Origin of the sequence: Labilithrix luteola (assembly GCF_001263205.1) — a bacterium.
Taxonomy (GTDB): Bacteria; Myxococcota_A; Polyangia; order Polyangiales; family Polyangiaceae; genus Labilithrix; species Labilithrix luteola.
This window is the reverse complement of sequence record NZ_CP012333.1, coordinates 11,864,317-11,890,901: the sequence shown is the minus strand read 5'-3', so window position 1 is coordinate 11,890,901 and position 26,585 is coordinate 11,864,317. Positions and strand designations below refer to the sequence as shown.

The window sequence follows — 26,585 nt, the reverse complement described above, 5'->3', positions numbered from 1 at the left end:
TTATATGAATGATATCCTTCGAATACGATTGCTCGCCGGCTGCACCCCGTTTCTCTCGATGGGCGTCGTGCGTGTCCTCCCCTTGGTCCTCGCTTGCGGCCTCGTGGGCTGTCTCGAGCCGCCTCCCAAGATCGCCGCGATCCCCGCGAACGGTCTCGCGGTGCGTGTGCACGTGTTCGGCGCCAGCGCGATCGATGCGCGGCACGCCTTCGAGGCCGTCAAGGTGAACAACCCGCGCTTCTCGCTCGTGGAGCGCGGTGGCGACGGCGAGATTCTGGTGGGCATCGAGAACGAGTCGCCGAGGTGCGTGGCTCCGACCGGCCTCTGCAAGCTCCACGTCGCCTACCGCATCAAGGACAAGAACGGCCAGGTCCTGAAGGAGGCGTCGACCACCGTAGCGGCGAGCGGCCCGCGATGTGGAAATCTCTGCGAGCAGGCCCTCACCGACGCCGTCGTCAAGGTGGTCGAAGCCGCCTCGGAGTCGATCGAGCAGGGCCAGCTCCCGCCCGGCCTCGGCACCAAGACCGCATCCAAACCGAGTGAACGCCCCCTGTGCTCAGTCGGCGCGGGTCCGCGGCTGCAATCCGACGAAGCCGAGCGTCGCGCGGCCCAGGTCGAGGCGCTCAAACGCATGGGCGTCGTCGAGCGCGAAGACTACGACTGCCTCCGAAAGGCGTACCTCGATCGGCTTTAGCGCGCGCCAGCGATGGTGTCGAAGGCCGGTCTTTCGTGACTTCGAAATCGTGACGATGACCGGCTTCCTCCGCCGCCACCCGCGCTCACGAAGTCGACGTGACGAGCTTGCGCAGCGACGGCGGAAGTCGCGCTTCGGCGCCCGGCACGAGCGCGGGGCGCGGTGTCGAAAGCGTGTTCCACAGGAGCAGCGTCTTGTCGCGATACGCCGGTTTGCGTGCCAGCTCGTGCAGGGCGGCGAGGGCCTTGCCGCTGTAGGTCACTTCTCCAGACGCTCCCGTCAGATCACGAACGCGTTCGGCGCCCTCCAGCGCTTCGGGCGTGGGGTAGCCGTAGCCGCGTCCCAAGGCGCCTCCGTAGATCGAATAGTTCACGCGACCACGCATCGCTTTCCAGCGCGCGTCGTGTCGTTCGAGAAATCGGTCCGTATTGCGGACGATGCGATCGATCGTGAATCGATTGCAGGCCAATGTGGAGGTGATGCGTACGCCGATGATCTCCGTATTCCAGCCCAGCCACGCCGCGCCCAGCGCCAAGGCGGCGAGCGTGCCCGACGAGCCTGTCGGCAGCACGATGGCATCGGGGCGCGGGGCTTCGCCGCGCTCGACCTGGCCTGCCAATTCGAGCATCGCATCGACGTAACCGAGATTCGCGAGGGCGTTCGCTGCGCCGGGCAAGATCAGGTAGCTCCCAGGAACGCGCCGCATGGCCTTCATCGTTCGAAGGGCGGTCATCAGGTATCCGCCGCCGTGGACGATCTCCGCTCCGCTCGCGGCGAATCCGAGCAATGCGTCGCGCGCGAAGTCGGTCATGGGCTGATCGAAGAGCACCATGCACACGTCGAAACCAAGCGCGTGTCCGAAGAGCGCGGTTGCCATGGCCTGGGTCGAGGCGAGCCCTCCCACGGTGACGATGCGTTTCGATCCTCTGGCGGCCGCGTCGGCCAGGACGAACTCGTAGCGACGGACCTTGTTTCCTCCATAGAGCGGAGAGGCGAGGTCGTCGCGCTTCATGAAGACCCCCGAGCGTCCGAGCCAGTCCCGTATGGCGTCGCAGGGCTCGACTGCCGTGGGCAGGCGGGCGAGCGGTCGCCAGGGGACCGTCTGCGCGAGACCGGGCAGCACATCGAACAGCAATGGCTGTGTTCGCTCGGGGCCCGTCACCTTCGGAGACTACAGCGCAACCCCGTTGCGCTGATTGAAAAGTCAAACGGAGGTCGCGACAGACTTACCTTGGCGCGCGCAGGATGCATGCCAAGCCGAGCGGACGAGAGGGCCGGCGAGCGTGCTTCCGTGGACCCCGGGAACCCGCGCCGCAGGACGACCCATACGAGTAGGATGGCCAATCGATGCGGGACGTCCGCACCCATGCTGCGGAGAAGGTGGCCGGCCGGCGGATCGTCGCGGTGGCCCTTTCGCTCTTCGCGTTCGCGCGCGGGTCGGCTCCGGATCTCGCGTTCGCGCAGGACGTCGCCCCGTCCGACGCACTTCTCGACCTGACCTGGACTGCGCCTGCGGACTGTCCCCAGCACGACGAGGTCGTCGCTCGCGTAGACGCGATCGTGGGCCCGCGCCGCGCTGGACAGCACTCGCTCCGTGCACGCGCGGAGCTTTCGGCGTCGAAGGTGGTTCCCCGCTATCGCTTGCGTCTTCTCGTCGGAGCGGAGACGTCACCTCGGACGCTGGCCGATGACGACTGCTCGAGGCTTGCCGATGCGGCGGCGCTCGTGCTCGCGCTCGACATCGATCCGGAGGCGCTCACACGTGAGCATGCGGCGGCGCCTGGACCGGTCGAACCAACGGCACCCCCCGTGTCCACACCTGTCCCGCCACCCGCGCCTCCTCCTCCGCAGAAGAAGGCTCGCCGCGCGCGAAGCAAGCCCCCTCCGCAGGAGAGGGCCATCGGGGTGACCCTCGGCGGCCGCTTCGTCTTCGATTCAGGGTCGCTTCCGCGCCCGACGATGGGACTCGGCCTGGCGGTCGATCTGCGCCGCGGGCCATGGGCTCTCGAACTGCAAGGGACGGCGTTCCATGAGCGCTTCACCGTCGGCGGGCCGCACGGTGGCGTCGGCGGCGCGTACGTACGCCTGGCGACCGGCAGCCTCTTCGGATGTTTCGACGGTCGGGCGCGCTGGGTCGACGTCGGCGGGTGTGTGGGCGGCGAGCTCGGGCGTCAGGCCACGGAGGGGGTCTCCATTTCGCAGCCAGGCGAGTCGGCCGGGGTGTGGAGCGCGGTGGGAACGATGCTTCGCGTGCGCGGCTGGCCCCGGCTGCCGATATCCCCTTCGGCGGGCGTCCTGGTCGGCTTTCCTCTCTCCGCGTCGAGCATCACGATCGAGCGCGTCGGCACGGTTTTCGAGGCACCTGGCGCCTTCGTTCGCGTCTTTCTGGGGCTCGAGGGTAAAATTCTCTAGGTCGTCGTGATGATTCCGGAGGGGACCGAAACTAACGGTTCGTGCACCTTCCGCATGCCTCCGCCGGAACGAGCCCGCTCGCGCGTGAGCTGAGTGTGGCACCCCCCGAGCGGCGTTCGATTTCCGTGCGCGCCCTGCCTACCTTCGACGAAGTCTACGAGCGTCACCTTCGGTTCGTGTGGCGCGTGCTTCGCGCGCTCGGCCTACCCGAGCCGCAGGTCGAAGACATGGTGCAAGACGTGTTCGTCGTGGTGCACCGCCGCCTCACGGAGTTCGAGGGGCGTAGCGACATTCGCACATGGCTCTTCCAGATCGCTCGGTGGCTCGTGGCCAACGAGCGTCGGCGCCAGCGTGCGCGCCCGTCGCTCGATGCGCTCGACGACGAGGTTGCGGACCGGGCCGACGGTCCCTTCGACACGTTGGCGAGGTCGCAGGCGATGGAAAGGCTCGAGTGGATCCTCGCCCAGATGGACGAAGAGAAGCGCATCGTCTTTCTGCTCATGGACATCGAGGAGATGAAGGCCGCCGAAGTCGCGGAGCTCCTCGAGATCAACGTCAACACGGCCTACTCGCGGCTGCGTCTCGCGCGCGAGCAGTTCAAGGGCCTGCTTTCGCAGTGCACGAAGGCGTCGGAAGGAAGTGCGCCGTGAGCGAGCTGTCACCGGAAGAGAGGGCGTTTCTCCAGAGCGCGACGAGCGCCTGGGAACCGAGCGCCGAGCGAGCGAGGGCGATGCGCGCCGGAATCGCGGATCGCCTGGGCGAAGCGCCCGACTTGGGCGCGGATGCACCGGCCCCTCCCGGCCGAGCGGGAGGCATGGGCACGAAGGCCGCCGCACGAGGACCATGGACTCTCGGAGTCGGTCTCGCGTTGGTCGGGCTCTGCGCAGCCGGGGTGGTCTGGATTCGAGCATCGGCTTCGCGTCCGGCGGCCGTCGTGACGCACGAGGCACCGATCGCGTCGTCGGTGGTCGAGCCACCGAGTCCAGCGGCTCACGAGAGCGCGGCGCCTTCGCCACCCGCCATCTCGATCGATGCGCTCCCGAACGTGGCCGCCAAGGCACCTCCGTCGTCGGCTCATCGGCCGCCGAGCACGTCTATCGCCGCCGAATCCTCTGCCGGTCTCGCCGAGGAGCTCGCGCTTTTGCGACGGGCGCAGGCATCGCTCCGCGACGGCTCTCCCGACGACACCCTCGCCACGCTCGCAAATCATGCGACGCACTTTCCGCAGGGCGTTCTCCGAGACGAACGCATGACCCTCCAGGTGCTGGCGCTGTGTCAGCGGGGCGATGTCGACGCGGCGCGTGCTGTGCGCGCCGAGCTCGAGCGACGGTCGCCAGGATCGAACCATCTGCAACGCCTCGCTCACTCGTGTGCAGCACCATGAACACGTCAAACCTCGCGAAGGCCGCGGCGATTGCCGTCGTGCTCGGAGTCGCCGTTCTCTCGGCATGCGCGAACTCCTCGCTGAGTGCGGGCGGCGACGGTCCGCCGGTCGACACTAGCGGGCCGAGCTTCACGGGAGCCGACGCGGCCAATCCTACGCCCACCGCGTCGGACGCGGGCATGTGCAACGCCTACGAATGCCCCGCGCCGTACGCGACGTGCCCCGGAACGTCCGGGCTCTGCACGACCGATCTCAGTCGCGACGTCGACCACTGCGGGAGCTGCGACGTGCAGTGTCCGAACCCACCACCCAGGATCCGCCAGAAATTGCACGCGTCGTTCGTGTGCGCCCAGAGCCGTTGCCAGATGCTTTGCACCGTGGGGTTCGGCGATTGCAACGGCTACGTGGAGGACGGCTGCGAGAAGAGCCTCGATGCCGACCCAGCGAACTGCGGAGCGTGCGGAAATGCATGCGGCGCTGGCGTTCTGTGCTGGAAGGGCGCGTGCGGATGCCCGCCGGGATACACGGCTTGCGGCGATCAGTGCGTCAAGCTGAGCGACGACGACTCGAATTGCGGGGCGTGCGGGCACGTCTGCGATCCGGACAATGCGCACTCCGAGGTGAAGTCATGGCCGTGCGGCGTCGACGTCTATCCGCCGAACGTCGGTTTCAATTGCGCCTCTTCGTCCTGTGGATTGCACTGTTCGTCGGGATATGCGGATTGCAACAAGGATACGTGCCGTGACGGTTGCGAAACGGTATTGGCCTCCGATCCGGAGAACTGTGGGTCGTGTGGAAACAAGTGCGCAGCCGACCAGGTCTGCGATCAGGGCAGATGCATTTGCGATGCGACCCAAACGCGATGTGGTTTCGATTGTGTCGACTTGCAGTCGGACCCGCTGAACTGCGGAGCCTGCGGCAACGCCTGCCCGGGCCGCGTCGACCCGATGAGCGGGCGCGGAAGTCCGACGTGTGTGCTCGGACGATGTTCGTATTCCTGCGCACCGGGATTTGCCGATTGCGACCACCGCATCGAGAACGGCTGCGAGGTCGATCTCATGACGGATCCTCTCCACTGCGGAGCCTGCGGAGCGCAGTGTGACCTCGCGGGCGGCCAGCCTTGCGCGGCGGGGCATTGCTTGACCAAACCGTGTGACGCGGGGGTGGTGTTTTGATGCGCCGCGGTCGTTCGTTATCGTTCGTGCTCTTCGCTTGTGCAGGGCTCGCCGCGCAAGCGGCCGCGAGCTGTGCGGACTCTCCGCCGTCAGCCCAGGCGACGCTCGACGCGAGTACCGACCCCGACGTGGTCGTTCTTCCGCCGCAGCCGGATGCCGATGCATCGCACGCATGCACGGCCGACGAATGGTGCGCCGTCGCGCTTCCTCCATCGCCGATGTCACTCAATGGCATTTGGGGGTCCGGGCCGGCGGACGTTTGGATCGTGGGCAGTCCGGACGTCACGCTTCATTGGGACGGCAGCGCCCTCACCACCGGAAAGGTCGGCACGCGTCAGACCCTCTTCGGAGTCTGGGGAAGCGGCCCGAAGGACGTTTGGGCCTTCAGCGCGGGCAATGCCATGTGGCACAGCGATGGCTATTCGAGCGGTGACGCTGGGTGGTCATTCTTCGACGGTGACGCTGGAGGTTGGCCAGGCTCGATTGCCGCGATGGGCGGGAGCGGCGCCGACGACGTATGGGCGGTCGGGGCGTTCATGGGCCAGGTTGGCGCTCCGCCGGTGTGGCATTGCGATGGTTGGAATTCCGGGGTGCCGAAATGGCAATTCGTGGCCACGAGTGCGGCCGTTCCGCCCGAACCCGAGCCGTTTTCGTTCGACGCGATTTGGGGCAATCCTGAATCCGGACTCTGGATCGTCGGTATGGGCGGAAAAACGCGAGTCGGTCGCAAGAGCAAGGGCACGATCGTGTGGAAGGCGGTCAACAGCGGAACGTCCATGGACTTGAACGCTGTCTGGGGCGTCGCCGGCGGCGACGTCTGGGCGGCAGGCGCAGGCGGCACCATGCGTCGCTTTGTCCGTGGACTCGATGGTGAGTACCAGGCCGCGGGCGTGGAGTTCCCTACCGACGCGACGATTTTCGGAATGACGGGCTTCGCGGCGGATGACGTCTGGGCGGTTGGAAGTGGTGGCACGGTCGTGCACTGGAACGGCCAAGCATGGTCGCTGGTCTCGATGGACGGCGATGCGCATGCCGACGGCGGCGGGCCGGACGACCTTTTCTCGATATGGGGGTCGAGTCCCGACGATCTTTGGGCAGTCGGTCGAAATACGCTTCTCCACAAGGGAAGTGCTGCTCTTCCGAGGAAGTCGCCATGAGACATGCGATTCCGGCGTGGACGGTGGCCGTCGTTCTGGCGTTCGCCCTCGTTCATTGCGCGAACGACGAGGCCGAGCTCGGCGCGACACATGTGGACGCCGACGGCGCGCCGCCCGATGACGGCGCCTCCGATGCCGGCGATGCGGGCCGCCCTCCGGAGGGCGACGATGCCTCGACCGATGCAGGCGACGGCTGCAGCCTGGATCACTGGTGTCGTACGAAGCTGCCGTCGAAGGATTTCGATTTGCAGGCGGTGTGGAGCTTCGCTTCCAACGACACGCTGGCTGTCGGAAGGAACGGGATGATCCATTGGGACGGCGCGGCCTGGTCGCTCGACCCGACGGCGGGGCTCGAGGGACTCACGAGCCTCTGGGCCAGCGGTCCCAACGACGTGTGGGCGGTGGCGGAGGTCGAGCGGAGACTCGTGCACGGTGTCCGTGCCTCGGGTGGTGCATTCGCGTGGACGACGGATTCGCGCGCGGATGGTCCCACGCGTGACCTCGTGCGAGGCGCGAGCGCCGACGATGTATGGATCGTCGGCATGCGAGACGACGGAACCCACTCGCTCGAGCACGTGACCATGGGCGACGGTGGCACGCTCGGCTCCGAGCTCGTGGACATCGGCATCGCCGACTTCAACGTGACGGCTATCTACGTGGCGGGCAAGAACGACCTCTGGCTGGGCGGACGTGACCAGACTGCAACCATCGTTCACGCGTACAAAACAGATGGTCCCAAGTCGATTTGGATTTGGGAAAAGAGTTATTCGGTGGATGGGAAATCGTATACGGACTTCCCGTCGATGTGGGGCTCGTCGGCCAATGACCTTTGGGCGATCGGCGTCGCCGGCGAGAACTTCCACCGCGGCCCGACCGAGGCGGGCATTGGCTGGTCGGCCACTCCTAGCAACGCTACCACCTCTCCGCTGACGAGTGTCTGGGGGGTATCCACGGACGACGTGTGGGCCGTCGGATATCTGGGTGCGGTTCGGCATTGGGACGGGAAGGCGTGGAGCATCTCCAGAACTGCGGTGCACGGCGCACCGATCTTCGACAACTTTGCAGCCGTCCACGCGAGTTCTGCAGAGGACGTGTGGGCCGTTGGTCACGGGATTGCCATTCATCGCATGCAGGGAGCCAAGCCGTGAAGCTCATGCGGTTGCTCTGGATTGGAATCGTCGCGGCTGGCGCCGGCGTCGTACTCTTCGCCTGCTCTTCGAAGTCGGGATTCTCCGAAGACCCCGTCGTGGATGGCGGACCGGTGGTGGAAGCCTCGCTCCCGGCCGAGCACGACGCTTCGGTCGACGAAGACGCGGCGGATGCAACGGACGACTACGTCGTTCCCGACGCGAGCGTGACGTGCGGCACGGGCCCGTGCGCCGTTTCGCTGAGCGGGTGGGGCAATACACTTTGCGCGCTCCTGGCGGATGGAACGGTGGCTTGCTGGGGAAGCAACGACCAGGCGCAGCTCGGCTACGACACCGGTCCGGATTTTCCCCATGCGAGCGCCACGGCGAACCGCGTACCGGACCTGTCGGGAGTGGCGCAGGTCAGCGTGGGCGAGGCCAACACCTGCGCGCGCGTGGCCGACGGCGGCGTGCTTTGCTGGGGCGCACCGGATCTCCTGAACGCCGGCACGTCGCGCGACGGCGGAGACGCTCCCTTCAGCGCCCCTGCGTTCACGCCGACGCGCCTCGACCTCGTGGAGCCGGCCTCGAGCGTGGCCGTGGGCTCCAACGTGGCGTGTTCCACGGATGCGGCCGGCAAGGTTCGATGCTGGGGACAGAATGGGCATCTGGAGCTCGGGCGAGGGGCCCCCAAGGGCGAGCCCGGTCCGCCGGGCGACGTCGCCCTTGGTGCGAGGATCGCGGTGGTCGAGCCGGGGGTCGAACGCGTCTTCGCGCTCACCGCCGCGGGAGACCTGTGGTCGTGGGGGGCGAGCACGCAGCAAGGTGGCTACGGCTTTCTTCTCGCACGCGACACGTCGGAAGATCCCGATGGCGTGCCGGCGAAGGTCCCGTTTGGTGTCGTGCGCGGCGTCGGGAGCGGGCCGAATCACGGATGCGCGGTCGTCGGTCGTTACGTCACGTGTTGGGGGGCGAACGACAACGGACAGCTCGGGCGAGGAACGTTCGGACCGGAGTTCTACTCACCCGCGCCCACGAACTTGGAATTCGTGATTCACGGCGAAGACGTCGATGCAGGAACCCCGGGTCGCGGCGACGTGACGATCGATCTGTCCGTCAGCGACGGGCACTCGTGCGCGGTCATGGCCAGCGGACGCGTCTATTGCTGGGGCGGCAACTTCGGCAGCAAGCTGGGCGACGGCGTCCCAGCCGACGTGCAGCGGACCGGGCGGCCCACTCGCATCGTCGGATTGAGCGGGCCGGCCGTTCGGGTCGTCTCCACGGCGAGCGCTACGTGCGCGCTGCTCCAAACGGGGAACATCGAGTGTTGGGGAACGAACTTCGTGGGACAGCTGGGACGAGGTGCACGCGACGACCAAACGCATCCGCACCCGGTGAACGTGGTTTTGCCGCCGTGAGGTCTACGATGTCTTTCGCCGTGGCTCGTCGGAATTGGTTTGCTGCCGTCGGGTTTGTGCTGACCGCGATTGCCGGGCTCGAGTCGCTGCACTGTGCCCCGAGTCGAAGTACGTTCGAGGCGCCGCAGGACGCCGGTGAGCCGGCCATGGTCATCGTGGAGGAGGCTGGGGTCGACGCTGCATTGCCGGAGACCGACTGCGCAGAGGAGAACAAACTCATCTACGTATTGTCTTCGGGCGACAAGGCTCTTCATCGGTTCGACCCCATGTCGCTCTCGTTCACACGCATCGGCACGATTGCGTGCCCGACGACCGCCGATACGTTCTCGATGGCGGTCGATCGCAAGGGAATCGCGTGGGTCGAATTCACGGACGGGCGAATCTACAACGTCGATACGAAAGACGCGCATTGTACGGAAACGCCATTTCGTGGACATCAACCTGGGTTTTCCAGCTTCGGAATGGGATTCGCCAAAGACGACGCAGGTGACGCGGGGGCTTCGAGCGAAACGCTCTTCATCGAAGGAGAGGGCCTTGCACGAATCGACACCAAAACCTACGAGCTGACGCTCATCGGTCCGGCCGCGCTGGGCCTGGCCGAGCTGACGGGAACGGGAAACGGGCTTCTCTACGCCTTCTCGGTGAATAGCGGCCGGCTCGTACGTCTCGACAAGACGACCGGTGCGGCCTTGCAGAACTATCGGACGTCGGCCGTCGACCCGAACGGGGCCTGGGCATTTGCACATTGGGGCGGCGATTTCTGGCTCTTCACGGGGCACATGACGTCCGCAGTGACGCGTTACAGTCCGGCGACCGATACGTCGACCGTCGTGGTGGACGACACCGGAATGCTGATCGTCGGCGCGGGCTCGTCGACGTGTGCTCCGGTCGTTCCCCCGCGCTGAATCACGCTGCGGTTGCCTTCGTGTCGAACGGGGTTGCCAGGGCCGACGCACGTGGCTATGGATCTGCAACCAGGAGGTTGCGTATGAGCCCTGTCCCCGATCGCATCGAGAAGAAGGTCCTGCTTCGTGCTCCGCTCGCCAAGGTCTGGCTTGCCGTCAGCGATGCTCGGCAGTTCGGTACCTGGTTCGGCGTCGAATTCGACGGTCCGTTCGTTGCCGGCGCACGGATGAAGGGAAGGATCGTGCCCACGAAGGTCGACCCGGAAGTCGCCGCTTCGCAGGAGCCGTACACGGGCAAGCCCTTCGACTTCATGATCGACCGTATCGAGCCCCAGCGGCTGTTTTCGTTCCGCTGGCACCCGTTCGCGGTCGACCCGAACGTGGACTACTCGAGCGAGGTGCCCACGCTCGTCACGTTCGAGCTCGAGGAGGTCGAAGGTGGTACCCATTTGACGATCACCGAGTCGGGGTTCGACAAAATCCCGCTCGAGCGCCGGGCGAAGGCCTTCACGATGAACGAAGGAGGCTGGAGTGCCCAGGCGAAGCTGATCGAGAAGTACGTCACCCATGGCGCGTAGCAACGCCGCTCGCGCGTGGAAGGAGTCCGCGCCTCTGTTCGCCGCCTTGGGCGACGAGACGCGGCTCCGAGTCGTCTCTCGACTCTGCGAGGAAGGTCCGCTGTCGATCGCGAAGCTCACCGAGGGCGGTGACGTCACTCGCCAAGCGGTGACGAAGCACCTTCGCGTCCTCGAAGACGTGGGCCTCGTCCACAGCGCGCGTTTCGGCCGCGAAAACGTCTGGGAGCTCCGGCCCCAACGCTTCTCCGAAGCGCAGCACTACCTCGAGATCATCTCCGCCGAGTGGGACGAGACGATCGGTCGCCTGAAAGCGTTCGTCGAAGATTGAGCGGTTTTCCCGCGGGGCTTCGTGTTGGCCTCTCGGGGCGCGCGTGCCATGCTCGGCGCTCTCATGCGCTTGGGCTCGACAGTTGCGGTGCTCGCCACGTTGGCCACGTGTGACCCGCGTGCGGCGCGCGCGGACGCGGAGCCCTCGGTGACGCTCGATTGGTCGGCCACCGAGGCCGACTGCCCGGACGGCTCGCACGTCGTCGGCGAGGTCGAACGCATTCTCGGCAACTCGACGGGCCCGCGTCGTCGCGTCACCGCGCGGGCCGACGTGACACGCACGACAACCGGAGGATTCCGCGTGATGCTCGTCACACGTGGAGCCGACGTTGCGGGCCGGCGGACGTTCGAAGCCGAGTCGTGCCCCGAGCTCGCTTCGGCGAGCGCCCTCATTCTCGCGATCACCGTCAACCCGCAACTTTCGTCGGCGCCGCCGGTTCGAGCGGAGGAGTCGAGCGATGAGCCGGTGCCCGCGTCGCCGGCCTCCGAACGTGCGAACGCCGAGCCCGCGCCGCAAAATGCAGCAACGCACCCGCCCGATGCGCTCGATGCGTCCGGCGCGACGGATTCGGCCGTCCATCCCGCGCCGTCGGGCAGGAGGCACTTCGGTGCAGGCGTCTCCTTCGCGGGCGACGTCGGAAGCCTGCCGTCGGCGGACGGTGGTGTCGAGGCCACCCTTGCCTGGGTTGGGGGAAGCGCTTCCGAGTCGAGGCCGCAGGAAGGCTTCTTTTGCCGTCGAAGAAGACGGCGAGCACGAAGGTGGGGGCTGATTTCCGATCGCTCGGTATCGGGGTGCGAGGCGGGTACGCACTGTTGAAGACGGCCACGGGCAGTCTCGGGCCCGTCTTCGGGGTCGAGCTCGATCACGTCGAGGCCACGGGATTCGGCGGCAATACGTCGTTCGACCCGGACGCGACGTTCCTCGCTGGGAGCGGCGGGGCCCTCGCGGTGTGGTCCCCGTTCACACAGGTCCGCGGCTTCTCGCTCCGACTCTCCATGGAAGCCGTCCTTCCGTTCGTGCGGCCCGAGTTCGTCGTTCGCGAGCCGGCGCCCACGAGCGATACTTACGTGCACCGCGCGGCGATCGTGGCCGGTCGGGCCGCGTTGGGCGTGGAGATGATCTTTTTTTGACGGATCCTCGGATCACCGGGCACGTGAGGTGAATCGGTGAATCCGCAGAGCGGGCCCGTTCTCTTGGGCGGCCTCTCGAATGTCTTCCATGATGTCGTCCATCGGTGAGAGTCCCCCGTACGAGGTGCCCGCGGAGGCCGCTCCGCGCGGTCAGGCCCTCGCGTTCCCCGACGTGTACCGTGAGCACGTCGGGTTCGTATGGCGGAGCGTCCGTGGGCTCGGCGTGAAGCACGGAGCCGTCGACGACGTGGCGCAGGAGATCTTCGTCGTGGTTGCCCGCCGCCTTCCGGAGTTCGAGGGCCGGTCATCGGTTCGGACGTGGCTCTCGGGCATCATCCTCAACGTCGTCCGCCATCATCGGCGATCCATCCAGCGAAAGAGCCCGCACGAGACGGCCTCCGGAGGCCCAGCCCTCGATCCCCAAACTCTCCCCGCGAATGTACCGACGCCCTACGAGGCGGTCGTTCACGCGGAAGAGACACTGCTCCTCGAACGAATTCTCGACGAGCTCGATGACGAGAAGAGGGAGGTGCTCGTCCTCGCCGAGCTCGAGGAGATGAGCGTTCCCGAGATCGCCGGAGCACTCGACATCAAACTCAACACCGCGTATTCGCGACTCCGTTTGGCACGACAGGCCTTCGAGCAGGCGCTCGCGCGTCATCGCTCGCGCGATGGTTGGAGGTACCGATGAGCGAGCTCGGTCCGGAGTCCCGCGCGCTCTTCGCGAGCGCTCGTCGCGATCTGGCCATCACCGCCGAGGAACGCGCGAGGATGGACCACGCGCTGGCCGCCAAGTTGGGATTGGCGACGGGCGCGGCAGCGCTCGCTGCAAAGGGAGCCGCCGCAAGCCTCCCGCCCGCTGGGAAGGTCGGAGTCGCGACGGCCGCCCCTTCCGCGGTCCCACTCGCTGTGAAGATCGCCGGCGCGCTTGCGCTCGCCTCCGCAGTGGGCGGCGGCGCGGCGTTCTACGCTTTCCATCGCGCCGCGCCGGCCCCGGCCGTGGCTGCGAGCAACGCTGTCACGACCAGCCATCCGTCTCCCAGCCTCGAGAGCCAGGCGCTGCCGGTGCCCACGTCCTCCAGTGCGTCGGCGCTGGCCCTCGAAACGAACGTCGTTGCGGCGCCTCCGGCGTCCCCCGTCTCGGCAGTCCCGATTCGTCGCCCCTCCGCGCCTATCGCGCCGTCGCCTTCCGCCTCGGCACCGAAGGTCTCCGAAGGACGCGTTGCCGCCGAGACGCAGCTCTTGCGTGACGCGGACGCTGCGCTGCGAAGTGGTGATGCCGTGCAGGCCTTGGCTCTTCTCGACGACCACGCGCGAACGTATCCGAACGGCGTGCTTCGCGAGGAATGCTCGGCCGAACGAATCTTCGCGCTCTGCAAGCTCGGCCGCGTGTCCGAGGCGCGGGGCGAAACCGAGCGCTTTCTGCGCGACAGTGGCGAGTCACCCCTTGCGGCGAGCGTTCGTTCGTCGTGCGGCGGGCCCGGAACCGCGCCATGATCTTTTCGTGACGGATCACCCAAGGCTCGGGCACTCCTCGCGAGACCTCCCGAACCACGGAGAGCATCGTGAAGCGAACGACCTTGCTGCTTATTGCTTTGATTCTCCCTTCCACGTGGATCTTCGCGTGCAACGGCGAAACGCTCGTCGTCGCGGAGAACTCCGCGGACGGCGGCTCCCCGGATACTTCGACGACCGACGAGCGCGGAGACGCGAAGGTCGACGGCGAGACAACGGCGGTCTGCTGTCCCCTCGATCCCGCTCCCTCCGGCTGCATGAACCTCGGAGGCTCGGCGAAGACGGGCTGCGCGAAGACGTGTGATTTCTTTTGCTCGACCAACTGGCGTGTCGAGCAAGACGACACCGGCTGCCAGGTCTGGCGTTGGGACATCCGTACGCCTCAGGCCGGCGAAACGCCACAATGCTTCTCGGACGCGGGCTCGGCCGGCTGCAATCCCGCGTGCACCGGCGACCAGGTCTGCGCGAAATACCTGGTTCAGGGCGGAATCCCGTTCCCTGTCGACGACGCCGGTGTCTGTCCGTCCGGCAGCCATTGGAACGGCGCCATCTGCGAGCGCGATCCTTCCTACGCCTGCGTCGCCCGACCAACCTCGTGCGGCCCCGCCCAGCTCGATTGCGGCTGCGCCGAATCCATCTGCGCGAGCCTCAGCTCGTGCCCATTCAAATGCTCGAGCACGACAAGCACGCAGGTAAACTGCAACTGCATGGCCCCCTGACGCCCACTCATCGCGACGAATGAGGAGCCGAGTCAAACGCGCACTCGGGGCTCGACGACAGCGCGAAGACGCTCACGGTCGTTCTCTCGACGCCGATCGCGGTCGACGGTCTCACCGTGCGCGTGGCATCGAACGTCACCGCCGTGTCCCAGCCCGCCCGGCGCTCGCTCGTCGCGTGCACGCATTGGCTCTTGTGGGGGCCGCTCTGCACTTAAGTTCCCATCGTCTCCGAGCGAGGCGGGGATCGATGCAGAAGAGAAGTGTCCTTTTCCATGCATGCCGTGGCGGCCTCGCCGGAGCGTTCCTGGTTGCCCTCGCGGCATGCGGGCTCACGCATGAACCCGCGGCGCCAGGCGCGTGCGGCACGACGGCGACGAATGCAGCGCCGGCTCCCGGGGCCGCGAGCGCTGCGACGGTCACGAACGCCGTCGCAGGCTCGGCGATGCCGCCTGCCGCTTGGCAAGGGACGTACGAGGTCAACGACGTCCACGTGCACGTCACGAACTACGTGCAGGAGGGCATCACCGCGCATTCGCTCCTCGAGGTGATGGGCAACAAAGTGGGTCGAGCCGTGCTCTTCGGCATTCCGCTGCAGCAAACGTGGTCGTATCGAATCTCCGGCGACTACGGGCCCACGTACTACCTCCATACCGACGCGCCGCTCTATTACTACTCCTTCACCGATGCCGTGACCGCAGCTCAGTATCGAGCGCTGCCCAAGGAAGAACAGAGTCGTCTCGACCCGATGATCATCGGGTTCAATCCGTCGGATATGTATGCCGCCGATCACATCAAGCGCGTCCTGACGACCTTCCCTGGCGTCTTCTCTGGAATCGGCGAATTCACGATTCACAAGGAATTCGTCTCTTCCAAGATCGCCGGCGAAGCCCCGAGTCTGCGCGATCCGGCCCTCGACAGGCTGCTCGACTTCGCTGCGGAGGTCGGGCTCGTGGCCCTGATGCACAACGACATCACGATTCCGTTCTCCAAGGACCGGCCGATTCCCGCCTATCTCTCGCAGATGATGGATCTGCTGGGGCGGCATCCCAAGACCACCTTGATCTGGGCGCACACGGGATTGGGCCGAGTGATTCAGCCCGTCGGCGATCACCTCGCCATCATCGAATCGATCCTCGCGGATTCGAAGTTTTCGAACGTGTACTTCGACATCTCCTGGGACGTCGTGGCGAAGTACGTCGTGTCGAGTCCCGCGACCATTCAGGCGACGGCGCGGCTCATCAATCGATTCCCCGATCGATTCCTGTTCGGAAGCGACGAGGTTGCGCCCACGAGCCAGGAGAAGCTCCTCGCGGTCTATCGACAGTACGCGCCGCTCTTTGCCCAGCTCGATCCGGTCGCGAGCGAGAAGGTTCGCAAGAAGAACTACGAGCGGCTCTTCGACGAGGCTCGCCGGCGCGTGCGCGCGTGGGAACGAACGCACGTGCAGTAGAGCACTCGCTCAAGCTTTACTGAACGCCGTGCCGATGTTGATGACGCGGTAGCCGCGCGCCCGGAGGTGTCGCGTGGCTTCACGGCTGCGGCTCTTGCCGCCCCCGCGGAGGACGATTGTGTGGTCCTTCCCGCCGAGCTTCTCGGCACGTGCCTCGAGCTTTCGGAACGGAACTTCGCGCCAGCCCGGGTCGCGCGCGTCTTCGATCCCATCCGGGGCATCGATGTCGAGCAGGATGGCATCGCCCCGATTGATCATGCGCAGAGCTCGATGGGCACGCGCTCCGTAGAACAACCCGCTTCCGACGAAAATTCCGAGGATCACGACCGCGGCCAGGACGCCGAGCAGCGACATCGCATGCGGAGAGAGGTTGAGCATGACGACCGCCGCGCAACGACCGTGCCTTGGTGCCATGGAACTGCTCACGAGGTGGGGACGAACGGCGTCGCTCAGGCCACGTTCGTCTTCTTGCTCTGCTTTTCGCGATACATAGCGGCGTCGGCGTCGGTCATGAGACGATGGATTGTCGAAGGTCAGGACGCTTCTCGCCCACGGACGGAACAAACGGCTCCGTCTCGAATTTCTGAAGGGGTGACGTTGCGTTTTCCGGCGCCCTCCATGACGCCCGCGCGACGGCACGGCGACAGCCGGCCATCGGGTCGCCGGAGTTTCATCTTCGCAGCTCGAAATCGAGTTCGGGCCATGGCAGATTCATAGGGACGTGCCCGACCGCCTTCGCTTCGTATCGGCGAGCCATCGCCTCCCGGTTTGGATGTTGGTCGCGATCGCTGCGCTGCCGATCGGCGCGGAAGCGATGGCGTGTTCGCTCGTGACGACCACGGATGGTCTCGCCGGCGACAGCACGGCCAGCACGCCGGGCACGAACTCCGAAGCTGGTGCCGAGGTCGAAACGAAGGACGCCGGGAACGACGACGCTCGGGCCGCGGCGATTCCCGACGACGCGGGGTCGTGCCGAACGCTGCGTGAGGTCGGAGTCTCGGCGAGCGGCGTCTACACGCTGCAGGGCGATGCAGGCGCGTACCAGGCCTATTGCGATATGGACAGCTTCGGAGGCGGCTGGACGCTCGTGACGGCGCCGATGATCGCCTCGGACCAGGGCGTGCAGGACTACGCGCCGAGCTCGCCTTCGAAGGTCGACGTCGGGCACGTCACGGGAGACCATGGTGGCATCGGTTTCACCGTCGACATGGTCACCGGCTACTGCAGCGACCCACCGAAGCCCGCACCTGGGCATGCTTTCACGGTCGCCGGCCCGGATGGGTGGAAGCAGATCATGGCCACCTACACGTTCCGAGGCTCGGCGGGCTGCTGGATCCTCTTCGGCGATTCGTACGGCACCGATACGAACGTGCGGCCCTTCGAGCTCGGCACTGATCTCTTCGACCGCGACAAGAACATGGCCCACGACGCGACCGGGGCCGTTGTGCCGTATGCGGGGCTCACGAACCAGTGCGCGGACGTCGAGAACTTCTGGGATCCCGCGTACAAGAGCTTGACCCGCTCGATTCGCGTGGTGCAGCGCCGGCGTGCGGAAGACAAGCCCGCCGGCCTCGCCGCCGCCGGTGACTGCGGGAACATGGGCTGGGACCTGACCGACATCTACGTCCGCTGACTCGGCCGACGCCCTCGCACGAGGGGCCGCGAGAATGCTATCTCGCGGGGGCCATGCCGGAGATCGAGTTCCCGCCCGAGTTGCCGATTTCGGCACGCGTGCACGACATCGCGACCGCGGTGAACGACCACCAGGTCGTCATCGTCGCCGGTGCGACGGGGTCGGGAAAGACCACCCAGCTTCCCAAGATCGCCCTCGCCATGGGCCGCGGCCTCGAACGCATCATCGGCGTTACCCAGCCGCGCCGCATCGCGGCCACCAGCGTTGCTGCGCGCGTGGCAACCGAGCTCGGAACTCCCCTCGGTACGGACGTCGGCTACCAGGTTCGTTTCGACGACCGGACGTCGCCGCAGACGTACGTGAAGTTCATGACGGACGGGATTCTCCTCGCGGAAATCCAAGGCGATCGTCTCCTTAAGCGCTACGACACGATCATCATCGACGAGGCGCACGAGCGCACGCTCACCATCGACTTCCTCCTCGGTTGGATCAAACGAATCCTGCCCGAGCGTCCGGATCTCAAGGTCATCGTCAGCTCGGCCACGCTCGAGACGGAGCGCTTCTCCGAGTTCTTCGGCGGCGCGCCCGTCATCCAAGTCGAAGGGCGCACCTTTCCGGTCGAGGTTCTCTACGAGCCGCCGAATGAAGACGCTGATCTTCCCGAGGCCGTGGCCAACGCCGTCGAGAACGTCACCTCGCTCGACCCCCGTGGGGACATCCTCGTGTTCCTCCCCGGTGAGCGCGAGATCCGCGAGGCCGAAGCGGAGCTCCTGACCCGAAATCTCCGACACACGGTGGTCCAGCCGCTCTACGCACGCCTCTCGGCGGGCGACCAGGCCAAGGTCTTCCAGAGCATTCCGCAGCGCCGCGTGATTCTCGCCACCAACGTGGCCGAGACGTCCGTGACGATTCCCGGCATCGTTTACGTGGTCGACACGGGCATCGCCCGCCTTTCGCGCTACGACCCACGCTCCGGCACCACACGCCTGCAGATCGAAGGTGTCTCGCGTGCCAGCGCCGATCAGCGCAAAGGGCGTTGCGGGCGCGTTCGCGAGGGTATTTGCGTTCGCCTCTACGACGAGCAGAGCTTCGCTGCCCGTCCGGCCTTCACCGATCCGGAGATCAAGCGTTCGGGCCTCGCGGGTGTCATCCTCCGGATGAAGTCGCTCGGCCTCGGCGACGTGGAGAGCTTTCCTTTCCTCGATCCGCCGCACTCGCGATCTATCACCGAGGGCTATCGCGTTCTCGAGGAGCTCGGCGCGCTCGACAAGAATCGCGACCTCACGGCCATCGGTCATCGTCTGGCGCGCTTCCCGGTCGACCCGCGCATCGGAAGAATGATCCTCGCCGGTGCCGAGGTGGGGAGCCTGCGCGACATCCTCGTCGTCGCCTCCGCGCTCAACATCCAGGATCCGCGCGAGCGTCCCCGCGAGGCGCAGCAAAAGGCCGACGACCTTCATCGCCAATTCCGCGACGAGCGTTCCGACTTCGTCGGGCTCCTGCGTTTGTGGGATTTCGTCAAAGAGGCCGAGCGACGCGGAAAGGGGCAATTGCGCCGGACATGCAAGGAGAACTTCCTCTCCTATCTTCGAATCCGCGAATGGGGTGAAGTTCACCGTCAGCTCGAAGAGATTGTCCGCGAGCTGAACATCGATTCGAAGGGCGGTGGTCGCAAAGGCCAGCCCGAAAAGCGGACGTCGGAAGACGCGGATGCCCTGCATCGAGCACTGGTGACCGGCCTTCTTTCCAAAGTCGGAAAGTGGAATCCAGAGAATCGCGTCTACATGGGGGCCAAGCAAACGCGCTTTGCCATCCATCCGTCGTCGGCACTCGCCCGCAAGCCGCCGGCCTGGATCATGGCGTTCGAGCTGGTCGAAACCACGCAGCTCTTCGCGCGCGTGGCCGCCAAAATCGAGCCGGAATGGCTCCTCGACGCAGGCGTGCATCTGCTCAAGAAGTCGTATGGCGACCCGCACTGGTCGGAGAAGTCCGCGCGCGCTTCGATTCGCGAGCATTCGACACTCTTCGGCCTCTCCATCGCGCGCGACGTGAGCGTCGACTACGCGAGCGTCGCGCCCGTGGAAGCTCGGAAGATGTTCCTCGATCACGCGCTCGTTCGTGGGGAATTCACCACGAAAGGGGCCTTTCAGCGCAAGAATCTGGAGATTCTCGAGCGCGTTGCCAAGCTCCGCGCCAAGGCACGCCGTAGCGACATGCTGGCCGACGACGATGCGCTCCTCGCGTTCTTCGATCAGCGCGTGGGCGCCGACGTCGTGAACGGCAAAGCGTTCGAGGCCTGGCGGGAGAAGGCGGAGCGTGAGAATCCGAACGTGCTTCTCCTCTCGATGGAAGACGTTCTCACCGGCGAACGCAGTCTCTCGCCGAAGGACTACCCGGACACCATCGTTCTGCACGGCACCACGGTGCCCGTGACGTATCGCTTCGAGCCGCAGGCCGAAGACGACGGAATCACGCTCACGGTGCCTCTGTTGCTCCTCCCTCAGCTCGAGGCGGGCGAGCTCGATTGGACGATTTCCGGCTGGCATCGCGACAAGCTGGCGGCGCTGCTCTACGAGCTTCCGCGTGCCCTCCGGCGCGACGTGGGCGACGTTCCTTCGGTCGTCGATCTCGTGGCTCCTCGCCTGAAACCGTTCGTCGGACCGATGATTCCCGCGCTCTCGCGCGCGGTCTCCGAGGTGACCGGCGCCGACGTTCCGGAAGATGCGTTCCGGCCCGATGTGGTTGCATCGTATCTGCGCCTCACCTGCCGCGTCGTCGACGAAGACGGCAAAGTCGTTGCGCAGAGCAAGGACGTCGACGACCTCTTCAAGCGGTTCGGAGCCCGGGCGCGCGCCGCGTTCAAGGAGACGGCGCCGCAAGCCGCGTGGGGTCGAACGGGCGTCACGGCGTGGGACTTCGGCGATCTCCCCGCCTTCGTCACCACCCGCGCAGGTCGTATCGACGTTCGTAGCTACCCGGCGCTCGTCGATCGAGGCACGTCCGTCGATCTGGCGCTCCTCGAGTCGACTGCGGCGGCCGAAGCTGCAACGCGGGCAGGGGTGCGTCGTCTCGTGGCGCTTGCCGCGCGCAAGAACATCTCGGCGTTCGCGCCCCGCCTTCCGGCGGCGTTTTCACGTCCTAACGGTGCGCTCCCGTCTCGCGTGGAGTCCGAGGCGTTCCGCGGCATGGTGCTCGGTCGAATCGTCGATCTCGCGTTCGCGCTCGGCAGCGACGCCGAGCTGCCTCGGTCGAAGCGTGTCTTCGATGATCTGCTCACGAAGGGCTTGCCTCGCATCGATGCCGCCTTCCGCGTCGTAACCGATGCGATGAAGCCCATCACCGCCGAGCTCGACAAAACGCTGGCCGCGCTCAAGAACGCCTCGCGCCATCCGAGTGGACGCGCGGCGATCGTCGACATCTACGCGCAGCTCGAGGGGCTCTTCCCGATCGACTTGATGGAGTGGGTTCCGATCCCGAGACTCGAACACTATCCGCGCTACCTCCGCGCGGCGCAGGCGAGGCTCCAGCGCGCCGTGAGCGATCCGCGCAAAGACGCCGACAAGCTCGCGCCCTTCACGCCGCTCTGGAACACGTTCCTGACCAAGGCGAAGAGCGCGCGCGACCCGGCCAGTGCGAGCGAGCTCCGCTGGACGTTCGAAGAGCTGCGCGTCGCCATCTTCGCCCCGGAGCTGAAGACCCCGGTCCCCGTCTCCGTTCCGAAAGTCGCTGCCGCCCTCACGGCCCTCCGCGCCTGACGCGGCGGGCTTCGTCCCCGTCGCTTCCGTCGTGGCCACCGCCCCAGAAGTAGTTCCTGCGTTCCCGTTACAGCGCCATGAGGAGCACGTCTTTCCGGAGCCGTTCCCCTTCGCGAACGAGCTCGAGCTGTACTTCGTCGAGGGCGCGATGCATCGCCACACAACGCTGCGCGTCTTCGATCGTGTGCACGTGAGTCGAATCGATGGTGACGAGGATGTCACCGATCTTGATTCCCGCAGCGAACGCGCTCCCGGCCGCCGTCTCGAGCAACCACGTAACTCGCAAGCCAAGCGTTGTCGGCTCGCCGCGTAGACCCAACGCGGGCCTCAGCTCTGCGCCACGGAGGAGCATCGATTCGACGAGCGGCTTCTGCCGCCTCGAGCACGCCAGCGATGCGGCCGTCCAACCGAAGCGATCACGACGGCGTACGTCGGCTCCTGCATCGACGAGGAATTGGGCTACGTCGAACGCGCCGGCCCGGACACTTTGGATGAGGACGGACGAGTCACGCTCCTGCCCGACGGGCCGATCGACGTCTGCCCCGTTCGCGATGAGGAGCCGAACCAAATCGAGATGCCCGCTCGTCGCGGCAAGCGCCAGAGGTGTGAGCCCGCGCTTGTCAGGTTGGTCCACGGGGATGCCGTGACGAATGAGCTGCTCGACGATGGCTTTCGATGCAGCCTTCCGGGAGCACACAAAATGGAGCGCGCTGCCTCCGTGATGACGGTGTGGATCCTCGAGAGGCCGTGCCAGATTCACGCCCTTGCCGAGCAGCAGTGCGACCCACTCTGGATCGTTCATTTCGATGGCGTGCAGCAGCGGTGAATGGATCTCCGAAACGGGCTTGCCATCGATTTCCGCCCGCCAGTTTTCGACGTGATCGACGTTCTCGGTAAAGGCCAACGCTGTGCGTGCGGTCTCGAGCCAATCCACCGCGAGCGCGGATCCCGGCTTCTCGTAATTCCAGAAGGCCGCCTCCGAAAACAACGCGTGGAATGTCTTGGCAGACAGGGCGGGCTTCAGTACTTCGACGATCGCGCGGACCTGGGCGGGAGATCCATGCCTGATCGCGTATTCGAGCAGAGCGTTCGGGGCGCGTACGCGTGAGAGAGCGCCTTCCTCGATGAGGCGTGTAAGCTCCAGGTCGTCCTTGGCGGAGAGGCTTTTCCGGAGCGCATCGAGCCCCGCAATGCGTTCTCGCTGACCGGAAGCGGTCTTTGGTCGCGCGCGACTCATCTCCGAACGCGAGCCTAGTCCGTTTTCTTTTCGGGAGCTCGGAATTGTCACCTGCGCCGCGATTGCAAATAGCGTGGATGCTCGGGAGCGATGCACGAATGAAGCGCTTTTATCGCACTATAAGTGGTGGTTTTGCATAGAAGGCACGAGCCGACTCAGGAGGCAGAAGCGCGGGCGAACGTCGTGAGGAGGGAATGGACCGCGAGATGCACCTGACCTGCCCACATCGATCATCGGCGTGGGATTCAAGGCCGCCCGCGATAGGCCCGCAGCTTCGTACGCGGTCCACATGTTGGCGTCCGACAGTCAGCAGGGAAACGAGGACGATGACGATGCCGACCATGTGCAACGTCCTTGGTGGACGTTGCCTACGGCGGACGTTCTCGCTTCCTTCCCTCTGCTTGTCCGAGGAAGCATCGCGGTGGCCGGGTCGTACCTAGACGAGAAGTAAGCCGACATGCCGGCGAGCAGCAGCGGGCCGCGATCCGTGCACGCAGTGGACATCCCTTTGACGAGCTCGCATGGTGTTGCCGATGCATCGGCGAGCGGTGCGAGGAAGCCGTTGGCCTGCAAACGCGACGCTCGCGACGTGGTTCGCCGTTCTCGGTCCTGCCGACGCGTCGTCGCAATTCGATGCCGGTCACGAGAATGTAGAACGGCATGACGCCGGCCCGCCCACCAAGGATCCGCATGGCGCGGGATCGCATGACGGTGGCGCGCGTCCCCCGCCGCCGGCATCCGGCGCGCCGACGCGTGACCCAGAGCCACCCGTTCCGTCGACGGCTACCGTCCCACCGCACGTCGTGACGCCGTCACCGGCGGCCACGCCATCGTCTGTGCCGAGACCGCCGCCGGTCCCTGCTCCGCCGCATGTCGTTCGCGCTCCGCGCGAAGCCAATCGCCCGTGGATGCCGTGGTTGCTCTTGGCGGGCGCCGTCGCCGTGGGGCTCGCCGTGGCCGCGCGTCTCCTTCGGCGTTCCCACCGCCTCCACATGGTGACAGTCACGTCGGGACAGCCTGAGCTTCGTGGATTGCGCTCGGATGCCGACCGCGCCGTCACCCGTACCGTTCGCGTTCATGCGAACGTGGGCGACAGCGCACCGCCGCGATTGGTTTGGAGCGATGCATCTTCTGTCAACGTGACGGTGCGGGGGACGTGATGAGCGAACTTGGCACGTTGATCCGTCAGGGGATGCCCGAGGAGAGGTACGAACTTCGCTGGGTCGATGGTCGAAGGGCGGCGCTGCATGCGACGTTTCCTCTCCTGCACCTGCCGCCAGGAAAGCTCGACGAGCACCTCGCGAGCGAGGTCTCGCACGTCCTCGACGTGAGCGTTGGAGACTTGCTCGGGCGCGCCTGGACGGATCTACGCGAGCTCCATGCCTTTCGCGGGCCCTCCGGTGGCCACGGCGAAGTCACGCTCGCCCACCACACGATCGAGGGCGACTACCGCCCTATGCTCACCGTCAGTGTCGAACCTCCGCCACCGCCCTCCTGGCAGATCCCCCTCGACCTTCGCCTGAAGCTCGACGTAGGAGGCGCCACGCTCGGCGTCGGAGAAGGAAAGATTCGAAAGGTCTCTCTCGTCGACCTCAAGGTCGAGGCGTCGCTTCTTTGGGGCAACACCGAGCTCTTCTCACCCGTTCGTACGAAGCCGTTTCCGATCGGTTCGATCGAGCTTCGCGACGGCATTCCCATTCCGTGAGCAGCGGATGCCGTCGGATGGAAGTGAGTGGGTTGTCGCCCGGGACGCCCCGTCGTAGATTTTTTCGCGATGACGTTCCACTGTACGGCATGCGGCGAAGAGCACGAGGGGCTGCCGGACGTTGGGATGTGGGCCCCCGACCCGTACCTCAGCGTCCCTGAGGACGAGCGCGCGGCGCGAACGACGCTCACGCAGGATCGGTGTACGGTCCGCGACGAGGACGGACTGCATTACTTCGTGCGCGGGGTCATCTTCATCCCCATCCACGGGCAGGACGAGCCTTTCGGCCTGGGCGTCTGGGTCTCGCAGTCACGCGCGAACTACGAGCGCTACGAGCGGAACGAGGAGATGGCGCCTACGTTTGGCTGGCTCGTCAATCGGATCGCTCACTACGCGGAGGACACGTTCCTGCTCAAGACCCGCGTGCACTTTCACGAAGGGACCTCACGGCCGACGATCGAGCTCGAGCCCACCGCGCATCCGCTCGCGATCGATCAGCGGTGCGGGATCTCGCTCGCGCGTGCTTGGCAGATCGTGCACAGGTATTCGCCGAATTGAGCTCGTGAGAAAGACGTGACCTCCGCCGTGAGCCAGCACCAATCTCGGCGTCGCAGGTGGCGTGTGAGTGCTTAATCTGAGAGTGATGTCGACCTTGGACGACGATCGACGTGCCTCCTGGAGCTTGCTCCTGGCGGGCGTCGTAGGGCTGCTGTGCGGGTTCCTCGCGCTCGCATGGTCGAGGACGGCCGTCGCGCCCCGTGAGCTCCTTTTCGGGGTTTATGCGTTGTTCGACGGGGTGGCTTCGGCGTCGTTCGCGTTGGCCGTCCGGCGTCGCGACAACGGCGCGAGCGTCTATCTCGGCCGAGCTGCGGTCGGCCTGGCGGCCGGGCTCGCGACGATCTTGTTTCCGAACTTCGTGCTCCACGCATTCCGCATCGTCGTCGGCGTTTGGGCGATTTCAGTCGGCGTGGCAGAGGTCGTTCTGGCAGCACGGCTTCGGCGTGACGGCGGTCGAGCCACGCTGCCCGTGGCGGCGGGAATCCTCGCGCTGCTATGCGGCGGAGCTCTCCTCGTCGCGCCGGGCATATCGACCTATTCGGTCGGCGGGACGTTCGCGTTTTTGGCTCTTCTCAACGGCGCCGCATCGGTCAGCGTAGCGACGCAATGGCAGGAACATCGAGCCGTACACGCGTAGCTCCCTACGTCAGCCCAAATGTCGATTCGACGCGCGAGGCGTCCTTTCTTGTATTCCACGATTGGCTCGAGCAGACTGCCGGGCCCCTGCTGAGGCGACTCCTCGGAGGGAGGCCAACGGTGCGCGCGTACGTCGTTTCACTCTCGTCCATCGTGCTCGCGAGCACGTTCATCGTTCGCGATGCCCATGCCGGATGCAGCACAGACATCGATTGCGACGGCGATCGTGTTTGCGTCGACCGGGCGTGCGCGGAGCCTCAGGCGCATTCCGCCGTCTCCTCGAGCTCGATGGCCGACGACTCGACCGCCTGGAGCTCGTCGGCAGTTGAAGCTCCGCGCACCGTGCGCCGCTCGACGCCATTGATGGTCACAGGGATTGTCGCGCTGGCGCTCGTGCCTGTCGCGGTCGCTCTGACGATATCCGTTGCCCACGAAAAGAACGTTTGCAAGTCGCAGGGAACGAGCGACTGGCCGGTGTTCTGCCCCGGATACGACGCAGCGATCTACGGAGGCGCCATTGGCTCCGCCGTGCTCGCCGCCGGCGGCCTCGCGATGTTGCTCGTTGGAGTTCGCAGAGTGCCCGTGGAGCCGCCGCGGAACGCGATGCGGTTGACGCCTTGGTATACCGGCTCGAACGGCGGCCTCATGTGGACGGGCAGCTTCTGAGACGAAGGTTCGCGACCGACCTGCGCAAAGTCGACGCGCGCGTGCCTACTCGGTCACCTTCTTCACGAACTCTGCTTTGAGGCCCATCGAGCTGCCGTCGATGCGGCAGTCGATTTCGTGGTCACCCTCGACGAGGCGGATGTTCTTGACGCGCGTGCCTTGCTTGAGCACCTGCGACGACCCGCGAAGCTTCAGATCCTTGATGAGGGTGACCGTGTCCCCGCCGTTGAGCACCGTGCCGTGGGCATCCTTCACGAGGAGGGCCGCCGGCGCTTCCGCTTCACGCGGCCACTCGTGGCCGCAGGTCGCGCACTCCCACCTGTCGGCGTGGGAAAGCAACTCCTCCATCGTACAAACAGGGCACTTCATGAACGTGGTCAACTACACGATCTCGCGGCGCAGC

Annotated in this window: 27 protein-coding genes; 23 read left to right on the top strand and 4 right to left on the bottom strand. The window is 66.0% G+C overall.

Annotated elements, in window-relative coordinates:
* Positions 1 to 4: 4 nt before the first annotated feature.
* A complete protein-coding gene (locus tag AKJ09_RS51365; protein WP_146655196.1) occupies positions 5 to 694 on the top strand; it encodes a hypothetical protein in 690 nt (229 codons plus the stop codon).
* Between the two features lie 85 nt (positions 695 to 779).
* Here the strand turns inward: AKJ09_RS51365 and AKJ09_RS51360 are convergent, their stop codons facing one another.
* Positions 780 to 1,817 (bottom strand): 1-aminocyclopropane-1-carboxylate deaminase/D-cysteine desulfhydrase, encoded by a 1,038-nt coding sequence (locus AKJ09_RS51360; RefSeq protein ID WP_240489005.1) that lies wholly within the window; start codon positions 1,815 to 1,817, stop codon positions 780 to 782.
* 224 nt (positions 1,818 to 2,041) lie between these two features.
* On the opposite strand from AKJ09_RS51360, the gene AKJ09_RS51355 reads away from it, so the two are divergent.
* From AKJ09_RS51355 to AKJ09_RS51280, 16 genes are all read left to right on the top strand, one after another.
* Positions 2,042 to 3,106, top strand: coding sequence for a hypothetical protein (locus tag AKJ09_RS51355; RefSeq protein WP_146655194.1), 1,065 nt, complete (start codon positions 2,042 to 2,044; stop codon positions 3,104 to 3,106).
* A gap of 41 nt (positions 3,107 to 3,147) precedes the next feature.
* Positions 3,148 to 3,756, top strand: a complete 609-nt coding sequence (locus AKJ09_RS51350) for an RNA polymerase sigma factor (protein WP_146655193.1) — start codon at positions 3,148 to 3,150, stop codon at positions 3,754 to 3,756.
* Positions 3,753 to 4,490 (top strand): hypothetical protein, encoded by a 738-nt coding sequence (locus AKJ09_RS51345; RefSeq protein ID WP_146655192.1) that lies wholly within the window; start codon positions 3,753 to 3,755, stop codon positions 4,488 to 4,490. Before AKJ09_RS51350 ends, AKJ09_RS51345 begins: the two co-directional genes overlap by 4 nt.
* Positions 4,487 to 5,665, top strand: a complete 1,179-nt coding sequence (locus tag AKJ09_RS51340) for a hypothetical protein (RefSeq protein WP_146655191.1) — start codon at positions 4,487 to 4,489, stop codon at positions 5,663 to 5,665. The genes AKJ09_RS51345 and AKJ09_RS51340 overlap by 4 nt, the downstream gene beginning before the upstream one ends.
* Entirely contained in the window at positions 5,665 to 6,822 is a 1,158-nt protein-coding gene (locus tag AKJ09_RS51335) for a hypothetical protein (RefSeq protein WP_146655190.1), read from the top strand. Before AKJ09_RS51340 ends, AKJ09_RS51335 begins: the two co-directional genes overlap by 1 nt.
* The gene (locus tag AKJ09_RS51330) at positions 6,819 to 7,970 is read left to right on the top strand and encodes a hypothetical protein (protein ID WP_146655189.1); all 1,152 of its coding nucleotides are present in this window, start codon (positions 6,819 to 6,821) and stop codon (positions 7,968 to 7,970) included. Before AKJ09_RS51335 ends, AKJ09_RS51330 begins: the two co-directional genes overlap by 4 nt.
* 5 nt (positions 7,971 to 7,975) lie before the next feature.
* The gene (locus AKJ09_RS51325) at positions 7,976 to 9,367 is read left to right on the top strand and encodes an RCC1 domain-containing protein (RefSeq protein WP_338035055.1); all 1,392 of its coding nucleotides are present in this window, start codon (positions 7,976 to 7,978) and stop codon (positions 9,365 to 9,367) included.
* Between the two features lie 20 nt (positions 9,368 to 9,387).
* Entirely contained in the window at positions 9,388 to 10,272 is an 885-nt protein-coding gene (locus AKJ09_RS51320; RefSeq protein WP_146655187.1) for an NHL repeat-containing protein, read from the top strand.
* 83 nt (positions 10,273 to 10,355) lie between these two features.
* Complete coding sequence (locus AKJ09_RS51315; RefSeq protein WP_146655186.1) at positions 10,356 to 10,850, top strand: SRPBCC family protein; 495 nt, start codon at positions 10,356 to 10,358, stop codon at positions 10,848 to 10,850.
* Entirely contained in the window at positions 10,840 to 11,178 is a 339-nt protein-coding gene (locus AKJ09_RS51310) for an ArsR/SmtB family transcription factor (RefSeq protein ID WP_146655185.1), read from the top strand. The genes AKJ09_RS51315 and AKJ09_RS51310 overlap by 11 nt, the downstream gene beginning before the upstream one ends.
* Positions 11,179 to 11,226: 48 nt before the next feature.
* Positions 11,227 to 11,994, top strand: coding sequence for a hypothetical protein (locus AKJ09_RS51305; protein ID WP_169928674.1), 768 nt, complete (start codon positions 11,227 to 11,229; stop codon positions 11,992 to 11,994).
* Positions 11,991 to 12,308: a hypothetical protein gene (locus AKJ09_RS51300; RefSeq protein ID WP_146655183.1), complete on the top strand. Its 318-nt coding sequence runs from the start codon at positions 11,991 to 11,993 to the stop codon at positions 12,306 to 12,308. Before AKJ09_RS51305 ends, AKJ09_RS51300 begins: the two co-directional genes overlap by 4 nt.
* An 88-nt stretch (positions 12,309 to 12,396) precedes the next feature.
* Positions 12,397 to 12,999: an RNA polymerase sigma factor gene (locus AKJ09_RS51295; RefSeq protein ID WP_169928673.1), complete on the top strand. Its 603-nt coding sequence runs from the start codon at positions 12,397 to 12,399 to the stop codon at positions 12,997 to 12,999.
* Positions 12,996 to 13,805, top strand: a complete 810-nt coding sequence (locus AKJ09_RS51290) for a hypothetical protein (RefSeq protein ID WP_146655181.1) — start codon at positions 12,996 to 12,998, stop codon at positions 13,803 to 13,805. The genes AKJ09_RS51295 and AKJ09_RS51290 overlap by 4 nt, the downstream gene beginning before the upstream one ends.
* Before the next feature lie 68 nt (positions 13,806 to 13,873).
* Positions 13,874 to 14,542, top strand: a complete 669-nt coding sequence (locus AKJ09_RS51285; protein ID WP_146655180.1) for a hypothetical protein — start codon at positions 13,874 to 13,876, stop codon at positions 14,540 to 14,542.
* Positions 14,543 to 14,789: 247 nt separating this feature from the next.
* Positions 14,790 to 15,992: an amidohydrolase family protein gene (locus tag AKJ09_RS51280; RefSeq protein ID WP_205634015.1), complete on the top strand. Its 1,203-nt coding sequence runs from the start codon at positions 14,790 to 14,792 to the stop codon at positions 15,990 to 15,992.
* Between the two features lie 9 nt (positions 15,993 to 16,001).
* Here AKJ09_RS51280 and AKJ09_RS51275 read toward each other — a convergent pair whose 3' ends face one another.
* On the bottom strand, positions 16,002 to 16,418 hold the full coding sequence (locus AKJ09_RS51275; protein WP_205634014.1) for a rhodanese-like domain-containing protein: 417 nt from the start codon (positions 16,416 to 16,418) through the stop codon (positions 16,002 to 16,004).
* A gap of 295 nt (positions 16,419 to 16,713) precedes the next feature.
* Between AKJ09_RS51275 and AKJ09_RS51270 the strand changes: the two genes are divergently transcribed.
* Positions 16,714 to 17,625 (top strand): fibrinogen-like YCDxxxxGGGW domain-containing protein, encoded by a 912-nt coding sequence (locus AKJ09_RS51270; protein WP_146655178.1) that lies wholly within the window; start codon positions 16,714 to 16,716, stop codon positions 17,623 to 17,625.
* A gap of 53 nt (positions 17,626 to 17,678) precedes the next feature.
* A complete protein-coding gene (gene hrpA / locus AKJ09_RS51265; RefSeq protein WP_146655177.1) occupies positions 17,679 to 21,380 on the top strand; it encodes an ATP-dependent RNA helicase HrpA in 3,702 nt (1,233 codons plus the stop codon).
* Between the two features lie 67 nt (positions 21,381 to 21,447).
* Here hrpA and AKJ09_RS51260 read toward each other — a convergent pair whose 3' ends face one another.
* The gene (locus AKJ09_RS51260) at positions 21,448 to 22,617 is read right to left on the bottom strand and encodes an ankyrin repeat domain-containing protein (protein WP_146655176.1); all 1,170 of its coding nucleotides are present in this window, start codon (positions 22,615 to 22,617) and stop codon (positions 21,448 to 21,450) included.
* Positions 22,618 to 23,773: 1,156 nt separating this feature from the next.
* On the opposite strand from AKJ09_RS51260, the gene AKJ09_RS51255 reads away from it, so the two are divergent.
* The 4 genes from AKJ09_RS51255 to AKJ09_RS51240 all read left to right on the top strand — a co-directional run bounded on the left by AKJ09_RS51255 (position 23,774) and on the right by AKJ09_RS51240 (position 26,182).
* Positions 23,774 to 24,322 carry a hypothetical protein gene (locus AKJ09_RS51255; RefSeq protein ID WP_205634013.1) on the top strand — a complete coding sequence of 183 codons (549 nt, stop codon included), beginning with the start codon at positions 23,774 to 23,776 and terminating at the stop codon, positions 24,320 to 24,322.
* A 69-nt stretch (positions 24,323 to 24,391) separates the two neighbouring features.
* Positions 24,392 to 24,880: a DUF2199 domain-containing protein gene (locus AKJ09_RS51250; protein WP_146655174.1), complete on the top strand. Its 489-nt coding sequence runs from the start codon at positions 24,392 to 24,394 to the stop codon at positions 24,878 to 24,880.
* 85 nt (positions 24,881 to 24,965) lie between these two features.
* Positions 24,966 to 25,517 (top strand): DUF308 domain-containing protein, encoded by a 552-nt coding sequence (locus AKJ09_RS51245; RefSeq protein ID WP_146655173.1) that lies wholly within the window; start codon positions 24,966 to 24,968, stop codon positions 25,515 to 25,517.
* Positions 25,518 to 25,636: 119 nt separating this feature from the next.
* Positions 25,637 to 26,182, top strand: a complete 546-nt coding sequence (locus tag AKJ09_RS51240) for a hypothetical protein (protein WP_146655172.1) — start codon at positions 25,637 to 25,639, stop codon at positions 26,180 to 26,182.
* Between the two features lie 45 nt (positions 26,183 to 26,227).
* Here AKJ09_RS51240 and AKJ09_RS51235 read toward each other — a convergent pair whose 3' ends face one another.
* Complete coding sequence (locus AKJ09_RS51235) at positions 26,228 to 26,551, bottom strand: zinc ribbon domain-containing protein YjdM (RefSeq protein WP_146655171.1); 324 nt, start codon at positions 26,549 to 26,551, stop codon at positions 26,228 to 26,230.
* Positions 26,552 to 26,585 lie beyond the last annotated feature (34 nt).